Below are 14,681 nucleotides of genomic sequence, written 5' to 3'. Positions count from 1 at the left end.
TACCGTGCAAAGCCCGGTCAGCGCCCTGTCAGGGGGAGTTACGACCGGTAGCGGCCCAGCGTCCGCAGCCCCGGCAGTGCCCTGTCGTCGAAGTCGAACAGCGCCAGGTTCTCCCAGGCGTTGCCCGACCCCGGGTCCTGCGGATTCCAGCCGCTGCCGGCGCGGTAGGTCCACGCGCCTTCCCAGTAGCAGTAGCCGAGACCCTGTCCGCCGGGGACGGCGGCGGTGAGGTCGGCGACCGCGCGCAGCCAGGCGGCCTGGCCCTCGGGGGTGGCGGGGAAGCCGGGGGTGAGCTGCGAGGGGCTGTTGAGGATGTCGTTGATGTCGTCCTCGCTGCCCAGCGTGAACGGGTAAGCCGTCTCGGCAATCACGACCGGCTTGCCGTAACGGGCGGTGAGGTCCGCGAGGTTGGCGGCGGCGGTCTCCAGGGTGCCGTGCCAGAACGGGTAGTACGACTGGGCGATGATGTCGAAGTCGAGGCCGTAGGACACCGCGGTGTCGAACCACCAGCGGGACGTGCCGTTGTCGCCGCCCGCGGCGATGTGCAGCATCGTGCGGATGCGCGGCGAGGTGTCGCGGGCGGCGCTCAGGCCGGACTTCAGGAGGGCGGCCAGGTTGCCCCAACCCCCGCTGTCGCTGCCCCAGTTCTTGCCCTCGGGCCAGAGCATGCCGCCGTTGATCTCGTTGCCGACCTGCACGAGGTCGGCGGGGGTGCCCTGCCGCTTCAGGGCGCCGAGCACATCGGCCGTGTGGTCGTAGACCGCCCGCGTCAGACCCGTGATGTCCAGGTCCGCCCACGCGGCCGGCTTCGTCTGGTGCGCCGGGTCGGCCCATGTGTCGGAGTAGTGGAAGTCGATCCAGATGCCTATGCCGGCCCGTCTCAGACGGCGGGCGAGCGGGAGGACACGGGCCTTGTTGTTGTAGCCGTCGACCGGGTTCACCCAGACCTTCAGACGGGCGTGGGTGATCCCCGCGTGGGCGAGGAGGCGGACCGGGTCCTCGCGGCGGCCGTCGGCCGTGCGGTACACGGCGCCGTGGTCCTCGTTCTTGGGCAGTGAGGAGATGTCCATGGCCCGGATGTCCAGCCCACGGCGACCGCCCGCGGAGGCGGCCGCGGGCGTTGCCCCCAGCACGGGAACGGCCAGTGCGGCGGCTCCCGCGGCGGTGAGGACACTGCGTCTGCGCATGTGCGGTTCCTCTCGAAGTGCTCAAGTCGAAGTAGCCAGAAGATCAGCGCGGCTCGCGAATCTGGGATCGTGCACAGAATCAAGAGTGCCTGTCATCCGCGAGCAACATGTAGGTAACCCGACGGCCCCTTCGTTGACAAGGGGTTGAAACGCTTATCTGCTGTGCACGCTCACAGCTTCAGCGGGATGGTTCGCGCGCTCGGCCGGTTCGCCCTCGATCGTGACCGCTCAAGGAGAGGCTCCACTTGCGCGTCGAACCGGAGCAGACGTCAACGGATGTGAAGGGTGCAGCCGTCCGGTTCGCGTCGAGTCGATGGGGGTTTCCATCCGTATTCTCTGATCATGGCCGCACCCACCGCATATTCACTCGTCGCCACTGACCTGGACGGAACCCTGCTCCGGGGCGACGACACGCTCTCCGACCGTTCGCTCGCCGCGCTCGCGCGGGTGGCGGAGGCCGGGGCCCGGCATCTGGTGGTGACCGGCCGGCCGGCCCCGAGAGTGCGGCCGCTCCTCGACGACCTGGGCAGCACGGGGCTCGCGGTGTGCGGGCAGGGCGCGCAGGTGTACGACGCCGGCGCGGACCGTCTGCTGTGGTCGGTGACCCTGGACCGGGAGTTGGCCGAGACCGCGCTCGGCAAGATCGAGGCGGAGGTCGGCCAGGTGTACGCCGCCGTCGACCAGGACGGCGTCGACGGTCTCACGCTCATCGAGCCGGGGTATCTGATGCCGCACCCCACCCTCCCCGCCGTACGGGTCGACCGCCGCGACGACCTGTGGTGTGCGCCCATCAGCAAGGTCCTGCTCCGCCATCCCGCCCTGTCCGACGACGAGTTGGCGGCGACGGCCCGCGGAGTCGTCGGTTCCCTCGCGACGGTGACGATGTCGGGCCCCGGCACCGTCGAACTCCAGCCATGCGGCATCACCAAGGCGACGGGCCTGGCCCTGGCCGCCGACCACCTCGGCCTCGGCCCTCAACACACCATCGCCTTCGGCGACATGCCCAACGACATCCCCATGTTCGACTGGGCGGCACATGGCGTCGCGATGGCCAACGCCCACCCCGAACTCAAGGCCGTGGCCGACGAGGTGACCCTGTCGAACGAGGACGACGGCATCGCCGTCGTCCTCGAAAGACTCTTCCGGCAGGCCTAGGCCCTGTCGGCCTAGTACGCGCCCCACACGTTGTCGATCGACCCGTACCGCTGCGCCGCGTAGTTGCAGGCCGCGGTGATGTTGGCGACCGGGTCGTAGGGGTCCCACGAGGTGCCGGAGACGTGGTACGCCTGGAAGGTGGGGTCGATGACCTGGAGCAGGCCCTTGGAGGGGGTGCCGGCGGCCGCGTTGGAGTCCCAGTTGTTGATGGCGTAGGGGTTGCCCGACGACTCGCGGATGATGTTGCGGTAGATGCTGTCGTACGACCCGGGGATGCCGTTCTGGGCCATGACCTGGAGCGACGCCTGGATCCAGCCGTCGAGCGTGTTGGTGTAGCCCAGCGAGGTCGCCGTGGTCACGGTCGGGGTGGCCGCGGAGGCGCTGGTCGCGCCGATGACCGGGAGCGCGAGGACGGCGATGCCGGTACCGGCGACGGCGAGCTTGCGGGCGAGGCGGGACGTTCTGGTGCGACGGTGCTGAGCGGCAGCAGGCATGACGGTTCCTCTCCGACGCCTGCGAGGTGAGCTGTCGGGTTCGGGCGGGAGATGCCCGGCCGGGCCGCCGTACGGCGACACGACTTCACCCCAAGCCGGTCCGTTATGTCCGGCGACTTACCTGGTTCCCCCGCTCCTGCCGTGAGTTCTCGTAGGTGAGCGGTCTCCGGGCGGCGGCAGGATTCGGCGTTCCGCCCGGCCGGGAACGTATGCGAGAGCACATGTCCGGAACAAGTACCGGATTCACACAACGAGCCCATTGACCTCGGTCTGAGGCGTATGGGGTGCTTGATCCTTTGCGACCGCCAATCACCAACTGGCGTTCGTGCATGGCGGATCGGCGGACGTGATCTCACAGCCCGCCCACAGAATGAAGTGACTCAAGTCACTGAAGATGAAATCCGGCCGCAAATCGGGCAATTAACCTCAACCGGCTGTTCTCGGAATCCGCTTCTCCCACGTCCGGTGGAACACCACCTCGCCGCCCTCCGTGCAGACCACCTCGTTGGCGGCCAGGAAGAACTCCGCCCCGGCACAGCTGATCTCCGAGCGCGTACGGACCGTCGTGTCCCACGCGAGCTCCGGCCGGTGCAGCCGGATCGACCAGTCCGAGCGGGTGCGTGCCGACAGCGGGTCCGTTTCGTCGATCGTGTACGTCTCCAGCGCGTCCTCGGTGAACTCCAGACCGTCCGGGTACACGCGCGTGCCGCCGTACCGGGGGTCGACCTCCAGACGCCACTCACCCTTGGCGACATCGCGTACGACCAGTCGCTCGGGGCGCGGTTCGTCCAGCGTGGCGGGGAAGTTGACGCCGAGCGGCTCGGCCTGTTCGGGCTCGTCGAAGGTGATGTCGCCCGCCGACTCACGGGATCGCACCGGAAGTTCGAGGAAACTCCCCGCCGGGTCCAGCGCGAAGCCCGCCGCGGAGTCGGCCTGCGGCCAGATCCACGGCCAGTACGCGGAGGAGACGGCGAGCCGGATGCGGTGGCCGGGCGGGAAGGCGTGGCCGATGCCGTTGAGGTCGAACGCCACCTCCTCGGTGGCCCCCGGCTCCCACGGCACCGCCCGGTCCCGCCCGTGCCGCGCCGACAGATTCAGCACACCCCGGGTGACCAGCGTCGACGAACCGTCCGGTGCCACATCGCAGAGCCGGGCGACGACCTGCCCGCGCGGCACCTCCGAGGTCAGCCGCAGCCGCACCCGGGGCCGCCCCAGCACCCATGTCTCCTCACCCACCGCGAACTCGAAACAGGCCGAGCGGGCGTCCTCCTCCCGCTGGTCCGGCGGCAGATCGGCGTCGTTGCCGAAGGGGAAGAAACGGCCGGCGTCCACGCCCGTGTGCTGCGGGGAACGGACCAGCACAGGGGCGCCCTGAAGGCCGTACGAGACCATCGTGACGTGGGGTGAGGGCCAGGCCGGCTCGCCGACCCAGCGGCCGGGGAGGGTGCCGTACACCGTGGCCGGGGGGTGCGAGTCGCTGACGTACGCCCGCAGCAGCGGCTCCCGCATGATCCCGGTGTCCACGCCCTTCAGATGCTGGTCCCACCAGCGCAGGGTCTCCTGGAGGAAGCCGATCGCCGGGCCCGGCGGCAGACCGCGGTCGGGGTACTGGTGGGACCAGGGGCCGATGAGTCCGCGTACGCGGTCCTGCGGCAGGTGCCCGACCAGACGGAGGACCGTGTCGCGGTACGGGTCGTGCCAGCCGCCCACCGCCAGGACCGCCGCGTCGATCGCGCCGTAGTCCTCACAGACGCTGCCGTGGCGCCAGTAGTCGTCCCGGGTCTGGTGGGCCAGCCACGTGTGGACGAAGGGGTCGACCCGTTCCAGGCGTTCGAGCCACATGTCCCGCCAGGCCGGGCCCGCGTACCGCGGGTCGGGCGGCCGGGAGACGAACGCGAGCATGGTGGCCGCCCAGGCGTGCATGTCGACCGCGAGGACGGAACCTCCCATGTAGTGCACGTCGTTGTCATAGCGGTCGTCCGTCGAGCAGACCGTGACGACCGCCTTGAGCGGCTCGGGCGCGAGGGCCGCGATCTGCAGGGAGTTGAAGCCGCCCCAGGAGATGCCGAACATGCCGACCCTGCCGCTGCACCAGGGCTGCGCCGCCAGCCAGTTGACCACCTCGACCCCGTCGGCCAGCTCGGTCGCCGAGTACTCGTCCGTCGGCATGCCCTCGCTGTTCCCGTGCCCGCGGATGTCCACGCGCACGGAGGCGTACCCGTGGCCCGCGTACCAGGGGTGGCGCTGGAAGTCGCGGGGCGCGGTCCAGTCTGAAAGCCGGTACGGGAGGTACTCGAGGAGTACCGGTACGGGCTCGTCCGTCAGCGGGCGCCACACGCGCGCGTACAGCCGTGTCCCGTCCGGGAGCGGGATGCGGAGGTCCTCGTGGGTCGTGTCGAAGGGGAAGGACGTACGGATGTGCATGAGCGTGACCCCAGTGGCTCCGTCGGTTTCAGTGGACCGGGTGCATGGTGCGGCGCAGCCACGGTGCGGCGGCCATCACCGCGAGGCCCGCGGCCACCGCGATCGCGCCGTTGACACCGAAGTAGGCCGGTTTGGAGACGTCGTCGTAGAGCTTCACCGTCTGGGCCTGGATGCCGTTGGCGAGGGCGAGGGACAGGAACCAGAGGGACATGGTCTGGCTGGAGAAGGCGACCGGGGCGAGCTTGGTGGTGGCCGACATGCCGGAGGTCTCCAGGAGGATGTCGCCGAGGCCCAGCAGGAAGTACGAGCCGACGATCCACCAGGCGGACATCAGGTAGTCGTCGCCGCCGTGCCCGCTGGTCGGCAGGACCATCAGCAGGAACGACAGACCGCCCAGCACGACCCCGATCGCGATCTTGTTGGAGGCGTGCGGCTGTCCGCGGCCCATCCGGACCCACAGCGCGGCGACGACGGGCGCGAGACCGACCTCGAAGGCGCCGAGCGCGGAGGCGTACCAGCCGGCCGGGAAGTCGAAGCCGAGGATCGTCGTCTCGGCGTTCGACGCGGCCAGCAGCATCATCGTGGAGTAGGCCTGGAAGAGGATGAAGTTGAAGACGGTCGAGGCCAGGAAGAGGACGATGTACGGCTTGAGGCGGCCGCGCTCCTCGGAGGTGACCCGCGGGCTGCGGAACATCACCGCGAAGTAGACGACCGGCGCGATCACCGAGATCAGGGTGAGCAGGTCGACGAAGCGGTCCATGGTCAGCCAACCGGCGGCGGCGAGCAGACCGGCGACGACCGCCGCGGCGACGAGGCCCAGGACGATCAGGCGCACCGCCCGGCGCATCGCTTCCGGAGCGAGCGCGAACTCGGCCGCGTGCTTGCGTCCGGCCAGGTGACGGCGGCCCGCGACGTACTGGACCAGACCGAAGGTCATACCGATCGCGGCGGCCGAGAAACCCCAGTGCCAGCCCTGGTGGTCGCCGAGCCAGCCGGTGATCAGCGGGCCCGCGAAGGCGCCGATGTTGATCGCCATGTAGTAGAGCGCGAACCCGGCGTCCCGGCGGTCGTCGTCGGTGGCGTAGAGCTTGCCGACCATGGTGGCCACGTTGGGTTTGAGCAGGCCGGTGCCCGCGCTGATGAGACCCAGGCCCACCCAGGTCATGGTCGAGGTCGGGACGGCCATGGAGTAGTGGCCGCAGGCGATCAGGACGCCGCCCCACAGCACCGCGCGGTACGAGCCGAGCATCCGGTCGGCGAGCCAGCCGCCGGCGACCGAGACGAGGTAGACGAGGGTGCCGTAGGCCGCGGAGACGGACGCGGCCGTTCCGGCCGACATGCCCATGCCCTCGTTGGCCACGGAGTCGGCGAAGTACAGGACGAGGATGGCCTGCATGCCCAGGAACGAGAAACGCTCCCAGACCTCCAGACCGGAGAGGGTGAGCAGGCCTTTCGGCTGGCCGAAGAAGGCGGTGTCGTCCTCGGGCGGGGGCCGGCTGCCGGGATCCACGTCGACGGTTGTTCGAGACACGCTCTACTACTTCCGTGGAAGTCGGAAGATATCCATTCTTTTCAGGTGATCAAAAACATACCGGTCGTGATCCGATACCGCCCGTGCTGCACGGGTGGGCGGCAGCGGTGATCGAAACGTGACCGGATACGCTGACTTGAGTGATGGCAGCGACCTATCGACAAACCGTGTAATCGCCAGTAGACACCAGCAGACAGGAGACCCCTCGTGACCGTCGTCGGGCCGTTCGGGCTGAGCGTGCGGGACCAGGCTCTGGAAGCCGATGTCCAGGCCGGATTGGCGGCCGTCGAGGAGGGTTTGCTCGAAGCCACCAAGAGCGAGGTCCCCTTCATCACGGAGGCCGCGCAGCACCTCGTACGGGCGGGCGGGAAGCGCTTCCGTCCGCTGCTCGTGATGCTCACTGCCCAGTTCGGCGACCCCTACGCCCCCGGAGTCGTGCCGTCGGCCGTGGTGGTGGAGCTGACCCACCTGGCGACGCTGTACCACGACGACGTGATGGACGAGGCGTCCGTGCGGCGCGGGGTCGACAGCGCGAACACCCGGTGGGGTAACTCGGTCGCGGTCCTCACCGGCGACTTCCTCTTCGCCCGCGCCTCGCACATCCTGGCCGACCTCGGTCCGGAGGCGGTCCGGGTGCAGGCCGAGGCGTTCGAGCGGTTGGTCACGGGCCAGATCCTGGAGACCGCGGGGCCGCAGGACGGCCGGGATCCGGTCGAGCACTACCTGGACGTGCTCGGCGGCAAGACCGGCTCGCTGGTCGCGGTGTCCTGCCGGTTCGGCGCGATGATGTCGGGCGCCGACGAGACGGTGGTCGACGTGCTGACGCAGTACGGCGAGCGGCTGGGCGTCGCCTTCCAGCTCGCGGACGACGTCCTGGACATCGCCTCGGACTCCCGCGAGTCCGGCAAGACCCCGGGAACGGATCTGCGCGAGGGCATCCCGACCATGCCGGTGCTGCGACTGCGGGAGCGGGCGGCACGGCTGGGCCTCGCGGAGGACATCGCGCTGTGCGAGCTGCTGGACTCCGACCTGACCGACGACGCGCGGCACGCCGAGGCGCTGGCCGCGCTGCGGGCGCATCCCGCGCTGGAGCAGGCGCGACGGGACACGGTGCGGTTCGCGGAGGAGGCCCGGGCGGCGCTCGCTCCGCTGCCGGAGGGTGACGTGAAGGCCGCGCTCCTGGAGATGTGCGACGCGGTGGTGCACCGGGCGGGCTGACATACCCCCGGCGCATGTGACGTACGTCACGAACCTGGACTGAGTCCAATCTAAGATCGACCCCGTATTCATGCCCAGAAGCTGACGCAGGGGGCGTCAGCTGCAATACGGGGAGACAAAAGAATCATGGGCATGAACGCGACGTTCTCCAAGCGCCGTAAGAGCCTCGTCGTCACCGCCGTCGCGGTGGCCGCCGCCGGTGGCCTGGCCGCCTCGGTGATTCCCGCCTTCGCCGCCGGAGGTGACCGCGCCGACCACGCGGGCCACTCGGGCGGCGAGAGCATCGTCAGCCGGAGCGGCGCCCTCGGCGGCAGCGGCGGCACGATCCTCGCCGCGAGCCTGCGGGGCGCCAACGAGGTACCCGTCCAGGGCGGCCCCGCCGTGAACGACAAGGACGGCGCCGCACTGGAGTTCATCAAGGTCAAGGGCGACAAGGTGTCCGTAGCCGTGACCTGGCGCGGCACCGGGAAGCCCACCCTGCTCCACATCCACCAGGGCGCCAAGGGCACCAACGGCGGCGTCAAGGTCGACTTCACCAAGCTGCTCGACAAGGCCAAGGGCCACAGCGTCACCGGCACCGTGAAGGTGAAGGACGGCGCACTGCTCGACGCCCTGAAGACCGACCCCGGCGCGTTCTACGCCAACCTGCACACCGCCGAGTTCCCCGGCGGAGCCGTCCGCGGCCAGCTCCACCAGGTCACCGTCGCGGGCTTCGACTTCCGGGACGCGCTGCGCAACTTCCAGGCGTCCGTCGTCAAGGGCCAGCAGATCTACGAGTGCAAGCCGGCCGAGGGCGGCGGGTACGCCTTCGCGCAGCGGGACGTCAGCGCCGCGCTCGCCGGCCGCATCGCGCACTCCTTCGTCGAGCCCAACTCCGGTACCCCGCAATGGATCGCGCGGGACGGCAGCGCGGTCACCGGCTCGGTCATCTCCCGCACGCCGAACGGCGAAGGGAACATCCCCGAGCTGGACCTGAAGGCCACGCAGTCGGGCAAGCACCGCGGCCTGCTCGCCGACACCACCGAGATCCTGCGCCTGAACACCGTCGGCGGCGTCGCCCCGGCCGGCTCCTGCACTCCCGGTGCGATCGTCGGCGTGCCGTACCAGGCGGACTACGTGTTCCTGCGCGGCTGATCCACCGACGTACACGAGCGGCGTCTCCCCTCGCGACCCCTACGGGTCGGGGGAGGCGCCGCCTCCATGTGTCATACCGCAGGTGTACGTGGAGTTGAGCCCGGGGGCTGACGTATCGCCCTGACGGATTTGGTCAGATGGGAACCACGGGAAAACACCACTCCTCACCGATTCGGGTGAGAATGGCGGCTACGGGGTGGACGAGTGGAGCAGTTGGAAGCCGCCGCCGATCACGGAGGTAGGGCACACATGGCACCGTACGGATCCGACGACAGCACGACGCCGGACGAGACCGACGACCTGCGCGCCGGGCGGCGCAGGGCCGCGCGGTACGTCGTCCCGGTCGCGGTCGTGGGAGTGGCCGCGGCGACCATCGGGCTGGTCCCGGCGCTCGCCGATTCCGGCGACCCCGACCTGCCGAAGATCAGCGCACAGCAGCTCATCGAGAAGATCGCCGCGTCGGACGTGGAGCAGCTGTCCGGCACCGTGAAGATCACCACGGATCTGGGGCTGCCGGACTTCGGCGGGCTGGAGAACAGCCTGACCGGCGGCGGTTCGGGCTCGGGTGACGGTTCGTCGGCCGATCCGACGTCCAAGCTCACCGAACTCGCCACCGGCACCCACACCCTGCGGGTCGCTGCCGACGGCGAGGACAAGCAGAAGCTCTCGCTCCTCGAGAACGCCGCCGAGTACAGCCTCATCCACAACGGCAAGGACGTGTGGGGCTACGACAGCGGGTCCAACGAGGTCTTCCACGGCACCGCCGACGACACCGACGGCAAGGACAAGCGGGAAGAGGTCCCGGCCACGCCCAAGGACCTCACCGAGGACGCCCTCAAGGCGGTCGACGACACGACCTCGGTGACCGTCGAGGGCACCGCGCACGTCGCGGGCCGCGACGCCTACCGGCTCGTCATCAAGCCCAAGGACTCCGGGTCCACCGTCGGACAGGTCACCGTGGCCGTGGACGCGAAGACCGGGCTGCCGCTGAAGTTCACGCTGACCCCGTCGAGCGGCGGCGCGGCCGTCGTCGACGCCGGCTTCACGCAGATCAGCTACGCCAAGCCGGCCGCGTCCACCTTCGACTTCACGCCTCCCAAGGGCGCGAAGGTCACCGAGGAGGACGCCGCCGGGGCACCCGAGCGTCACTCCGGCGACTCCCGCCACTCCGGCGGCTTCTCCGGCGACGAGGGCTTCGCCCAGGGCGGCCCCGAGGGGCTCGACGTCATCGGCGAGGGCTGGACCTCCATCGCCACCTTCGACACCGGCGGCCAGGGCATGCCGTCCGGCTCCGAGGCCGGCGGCGCCTTCGGTGGCTTCCTCGACTCGCTCGGCGACAAGGCGAGCGGCAAGTTCGGCGAGGGCACCGTGTTCAAGACCCGGCTGATCAACGCCCTGATCACCGACGACGGAAAGGTCTACGTCGGCGCGGTGACCAAGGACGCGCTGGTGAAGGCGGCGAACGAGGCCAAGTAACCACCACAAGGGCACGACGGATCGAGGGAGCCGATGGACCAGCCGCCCGCCACGGAGCCGCGACCGGAGGGCGACGGTGACAGCGCGGACGTGGGTGACACCGTCATCCACACCCGCGCCCTCACCAAGCGCTACCGCGGCGGGCAGCTCGCCGTCGACGGTCTCGACCTGACCGTCCCGGCAGGCAGCGTCTTCGGCTTCCTCGGCCCGAACGGCTCGGGCAAGACCACCACCATCCGCATGCTGATGGGCCTCATCGAACCGACCTCCGGGTCGGCCCGGGTGCTGGACCGTCCCATGCCGCGCTCCTCGCGCGCCGTACTGCCGCACGTGGGCGCGCTCATCGAGGGCCCCGCCCTCTACGGCTTCCTCTCCGGCCGCGACAACCTCATCCGCTACGACGCCGCCGACCCGACCGCCGACCCCCGCACCCGGCGCGCACGTGTCGGGACGGCACTGGACCGGGTGGGCCTGGCGGCCGCGGCCGGCAAGAAGGCCAAGGCGTACTCGCTCGGCATGAAACAGCGCCTGGGCCTCGCGGCGGCCCTCCTCCAACCCCGCAAGCTCCTCGTCCTCGACGAGCCGACCAACGGCCTCGACCCGCAGGGGATGCGTGAAATCCGCTCCCTGGTGAGGGAGTTGGCCTCCGACGGCACGACCGTCTTCCTGTCCTCGCATCTGCTGGACGAGATCGAGCAGGTCTGCACCCACGCGGCCGTGATGGCCCAGGGCCGTCTGATCACGCAGGGTCCGGTGGCGGACCTGGCGGCGGGGGCGCGGGGACGGCTGGTGGTGACGACTCCGGACACGGGGGACGCGGCGCGGGTGCTGAAGGAACAGGGTGTCGCGGATGTGGTGGTGGCCGAGGACCGGGTGACCGCGGATCCCCCGGACGGCGAACTGGCCGACATCAACGCCGCGTTGGTGGGAGCGGGCGTGCGCGTACGGGCCTTCGGAGTGGAACGGGCCTCGCTGGAGGACGCCTTCGTGGCGCTGACGGGAGAGGGCTTCGATGTCGCGGGCTGAGGTCCTGGTCAAGCCGAGTCCGTTGTGGACGTTCGGGCTGTTCCGCAGTGAGCTGATCACCACCTTCCGCCGCTGGCGCACCCTCGCCCTCCTCGGCGTCCTCGCGGCCGTACCGATCCTCGTCGGCATCGCCGTGAAGATCGAGACGGGCGACGGCGGCGGCCCTCGCGGAGGCGGTGGCGGCGGCCCCGCCTTCGTCTCGCAGATCACCAACAACGGACTGTTCCTGGTCTTCACCGCACTCGCCGCGACCCTGCCCTTCTTCCTCCCCATGGCCATCGGCGTCATCGCGGGCGACGCGATAGCCGGTGAGTCGAACGCCGGCACCCTGCGCTACCTCCTGGTGGCCCCGGCCGGCCGCACCCGCCTCCTCCTCACCAAGTACGCGACCGTGATGACCTTCTGCCTCGTGGCCACCCTGGTGGTCGCGGCCTCGGCGCTCACGGTCGGCGCCCTGCTCTTCCCGCTGGGGGATCTGACCACCATCTCCGGCACGCAGATCAGCTTCGGCGAAGGCCTCGGCCGGGCCTTCCTGATCGCCCTGGTCGTCGCCGCGTCACTGACCGGCGTGGCCGCCCTCGGCCTGTTCGTGTCGACGCTGACCGGCAGCGGCATCGCCGCGATGGCGACGACCGTGGGCCTGCTCATCACGGTCCAGATCCTCGACCAGATCCCCCAGCTGCACGCGCTTCAGCCGTACTTCTTCTCCCACTACTGGCTGTCCTTCGCCGACCTGATGCGCGAACCCGTCTACTGGGACGACCTGGTGAAGAACCTCGGCCTCCAGGTCCTGTACGCGGCGGTCTTCGGCTCGGCGGCATGGGCGAGGTTCACGACGAAGGACATCACGGCCTGAGCACCGGTCACGGGGTCTCGTACGGGAAACGCGCGAGCGGTGCCTCCTGGGCGAAGAACGTCTTCGCGCGGGCCAGTGCCTCCGTGTCGCCGCGTACGTCGCCCGGCTTGCTGCCGTTGCCGAGCAGTACCCCGCCGAACCGCATCCCCATGTACGCGGCCGAGTGGTTCAGGGTGCCGATCAGCGGGTCGGCGACCTCGAACTCCTCGTGCGCGAGCGCGGTGACACCCCACAGGGTGCGGCCCGCGAGCGTGCCCTTGAAGTCGGCGCCGGGGGTGCGCAGCCAGCCCGACCAGTAGTCGAGATAGCGCTTGGCCTGGGCGGAGAGCGAGTACCAGTACAGCGGGGACGCGATCACGATGTCCGTCGCCGCGAGGGTGGCGTCGAACAGCAGCCCCACGTTCCCCTCGGTCGGTCGCGCGTGGTCGCTGTCGTGGCGCAGGTCCTCGAAGTCGGGCAGCGGATGGTCGTTGAGGTCGATCCACTGCTGCTCGACGTCGTCGGCCAGCTGCTCGGCCGCCGTGCGTGCCAGCAGCTCGGTGTTGCCGTCGTCGCGGCTGCTGCCGAGCACGAACAGGAAACGGCGCGTCATGGAATCCCCCAGGTGATGGACGTCGTACGCCGATTATATGCGCATGCAAGTATCTGTCGAGGGGGTGCCGTGTCCGAGGGCCGTCAGCGCGAGCGGCCGGTGAGGCGGGCCAGGGGCGCGGTCTCGCGCGGGGGGTGGCCGCCGAGATCGCCGAGGCGCCAGGCGGGCACCCATGGCACGCGGTAGACGTCGATCAGCGACTCGATCACCTTGACGTGCTGGGCCAGCGGCTTCGGCAGCCGTCCGGGGGCGTCCGCGACGAGCACCACGGCGTCGAGGTCGAGGCCGTGCGGGGCCGTTCCGCGCCGGAAGGCGTCCAGGGTGTGCAGCGCGGCGGACAGCCCGCTCGCATGGGTGCGGGCGACGAGCAGCACGGACGGGGGAGCGTCGGGGCCGGGCCAGTCACGTCCGCAGTCGTGGCCGCCGTAGACGGCGGCCAGCGTCGAGACACCGGCGCCGCCATGGGTGCCGACGAAGGAGAACCGCCGGGCGGAGGCATGGGCGGCGGCGGTCCCCGGAGGTCCCTCCGGTACGGTCACCGGACCACGGATCCAGATCTCCGGTCCCTGCGCCTGCTGCACGTACGGTCTCCTCTCCGGGGCCGTCCCTCCGCCGGGCTGGGACGAGCCTGTGACGCCACGGTGACGTGAGAACCGTGAGCGAGCGGAGAGACTACTCAACAGTACGTGTACGACCGGCTCTTGATGCCGGGGGAGCGGGAGGGCGGCGGCCGATGGAGGCACCATGGAGTTCGAACACGCCGTCCGCCCACTTCCCGACGGATCCGAGTGAGGGAACGATGTCGCGACTCAGCCGTGAGAAGCGGGACCAGCAGGGCACCGCACAGCCGGCCGTGCTCGCGGCGGCACCGATCGATGTCCTGGTCGGTCCGGCCGGCGCGGCGGTGGGCGGCGTACCGGTGACCCCGGTCCCCGGCGAGGAGCTCCACCAGACCGTCCTCGACCACCTCCACCGCATCGCCCTCGCCACCGGCCACCCCGTCCACGCCACGGTCCACGACCACCGCATCGGCTATGTGCTCGCCCTGCGCATCGACGCGGACGGCTCGAGCCGTTTCACAGCGGAGCCGACACCGACGGCTCCGCCAGGGGCGCCGGGTGTGCCGGGTGGGATGCCCCTGTCGGTGAGGGAGCCGGGGGAGGGTTTCGGGCCAGAGGGTTCGGGCCGGGTGCCGTATGCGGGGGAGCAGGGTCAGGTGTCGTTCTCGCGGGAGCAGCGGCTGCTGTCGGGGTCTGGGGAGCCGCGGGAGGGTTTCGGGCCGGAGGGCTCGGGCCGGGTGTCGTATGCGGGGCAGCCGGGTCAGGTGTCGCCCTCGCGGGAGCAGTGGCCGCCGTCGGGGGCCGGGGAACCGCGGGACGCTCTGCGGCTGGGAAAGCCGGGCGGGGCGCCTTACTCGCGGGAGCAGGGCCAGGCGCCGTATTCGACGGAGCCGGGTGAGGCGTCGCGACCGACGCCACCGCCCGCGCCGCCCGCCGCCTTTGCGCCGGGGCCCGCCGAGTCCGCCCAGCCCGCGTCACCGTCCGAGCCTGGCGACTTCGTGCCGGGGCCGGCTGAACCGCTCCGGGGG

General features: G+C 70.4%; 12 protein-coding genes, 1 pseudogene and 1 riboswitch. Of the genes and pseudogenes, 7 read left to right on the top strand and 6 right to left on the bottom strand.

Features of this window, described 5'->3' with window-relative positions; translation table 11 throughout:
- Window positions 1–38 precede the first annotated feature (38 nt).
- Window positions 39–1,187, bottom strand: coding sequence for an arabinogalactan endo-beta-1,4-galactanase (locus tag ACIOHP_RS03335; RefSeq protein WP_401882871.1), 1,149 nt, complete (start codon window positions 1,185–1,187; stop codon window positions 39–41).
- Between the two features lie 342 nt (window positions 1,188–1,529).
- On the opposite strand from ACIOHP_RS03335, the gene ACIOHP_RS03330 reads away from it, so the two are divergent.
- On the top strand, window positions 1,530–2,342 hold the full coding sequence (locus ACIOHP_RS03330) for an HAD family hydrolase (protein ID WP_351687300.1): 813 nt from the start codon (window positions 1,530–1,532) through the stop codon (window positions 2,340–2,342).
- Between the two features lie 11 nt (window positions 2,343–2,353).
- On the opposite strand, the gene ACIOHP_RS03325 is transcribed toward ACIOHP_RS03330, so the two are convergent.
- The 3 genes from ACIOHP_RS03325 to ACIOHP_RS03315 form a co-directional block, all read right to left on the bottom strand.
- Window positions 2,354–2,836: a transglycosylase SLT domain-containing protein gene (locus ACIOHP_RS03325; RefSeq protein ID WP_401882869.1), complete on the bottom strand. Its 483-nt coding sequence runs from the start codon at window positions 2,834–2,836 to the stop codon at window positions 2,354–2,356.
- Between the two features lies 1 nt (window position 2,837).
- Window positions 2,838–2,998: riboswitch (cyclic di-AMP (ydaO/yuaA leader) on the bottom strand.
- Between the two features lie 264 nt (window positions 2,999–3,262).
- On the bottom strand, window positions 3,263–5,260 hold the full coding sequence (locus ACIOHP_RS03320; protein WP_401882866.1) for a CocE/NonD family hydrolase: 1,998 nt from the start codon (window positions 5,258–5,260) through the stop codon (window positions 3,263–3,265).
- A gap of 28 nt (window positions 5,261–5,288) precedes the next feature.
- Window positions 5,289–6,791 carry a peptide MFS transporter gene (locus ACIOHP_RS03315; RefSeq protein ID WP_401882863.1) on the bottom strand — a complete coding sequence of 501 codons (1,503 nt, stop codon included), beginning with the start codon at window positions 6,789–6,791 and terminating at the stop codon, window positions 5,289–5,291.
- A gap of 207 nt (window positions 6,792–6,998) precedes the next feature.
- Between ACIOHP_RS03315 and ACIOHP_RS03310 the strand changes: the two genes are divergently transcribed.
- From ACIOHP_RS03310 to ACIOHP_RS03290, 5 genes are all read left to right on the top strand, one after another.
- A complete protein-coding gene (locus ACIOHP_RS03310) occupies window positions 6,999–8,009 on the top strand; it encodes a polyprenyl synthetase family protein (protein WP_361494089.1) in 1,011 nt (336 codons plus the stop codon).
- A gap of 126 nt (window positions 8,010–8,135) precedes the next feature.
- Window positions 8,136–9,143, top strand: a complete 1,008-nt coding sequence (locus tag ACIOHP_RS03305; RefSeq protein WP_401882859.1) for a CHRD domain-containing protein — start codon at window positions 8,136–8,138, stop codon at window positions 9,141–9,143.
- Between the two features lie 249 nt (window positions 9,144–9,392).
- Window positions 9,393–10,619 (top strand): outer membrane lipoprotein carrier protein LolA, encoded by a 1,227-nt coding sequence (locus ACIOHP_RS03300; RefSeq protein WP_401882856.1) that lies wholly within the window; start codon window positions 9,393–9,395, stop codon window positions 10,617–10,619.
- A gap of 33 nt (window positions 10,620–10,652) precedes the next feature.
- Window positions 10,653–11,645, top strand: a complete 993-nt coding sequence (locus tag ACIOHP_RS03295; protein WP_401882853.1) for an ATP-binding cassette domain-containing protein — start codon at window positions 10,653–10,655, stop codon at window positions 11,643–11,645.
- A complete protein-coding gene (locus ACIOHP_RS03290; protein ID WP_401882850.1) occupies window positions 11,632–12,501 on the top strand; it encodes an ABC transporter permease in 870 nt (289 codons plus the stop codon). Before ACIOHP_RS03295 ends, ACIOHP_RS03290 begins: the two co-directional genes overlap by 14 nt.
- Window positions 12,502–12,508: 7 nt before the next feature.
- Here ACIOHP_RS03290 and ACIOHP_RS03285 read toward each other — a convergent pair whose 3' ends face one another.
- Both ACIOHP_RS03285 and ACIOHP_RS03280 read right to left on the bottom strand, forming a co-directional pair.
- Entirely contained in the window at window positions 12,509–13,093 is a 585-nt protein-coding gene (locus ACIOHP_RS03285) for an NAD(P)H-dependent oxidoreductase (RefSeq protein ID WP_361546763.1), read from the bottom strand.
- An 83-nt stretch (window positions 13,094–13,176) separates the two neighbouring features.
- Window positions 13,177–13,674 (bottom strand): DUF6668 family protein, encoded by a 498-nt coding sequence (locus ACIOHP_RS03280; protein WP_361546760.1) that lies wholly within the window; start codon window positions 13,672–13,674, stop codon window positions 13,177–13,179.
- A gap of 218 nt (window positions 13,675–13,892) precedes the next feature.
- Between ACIOHP_RS03280 and ACIOHP_RS03275 the strand changes: the two are divergent.
- A pseudogene (locus tag ACIOHP_RS03275) lies at window positions 13,893–14,681 on the top strand (hypothetical protein); the annotation flags it as partial.

The sequence above is a fragment of the Streptomyces sp. NPDC087859 genome (genome assembly GCF_044742595.1).
Lineage (GTDB): Bacteria > Actinomycetota > Actinomycetes > Streptomycetales > Streptomycetaceae > Streptomyces > Streptomyces canus_F.
The sequence above is the reverse complement of the archived record's forward strand: the minus strand, read 5'-3'. Positions and strand labels throughout refer to the sequence as shown.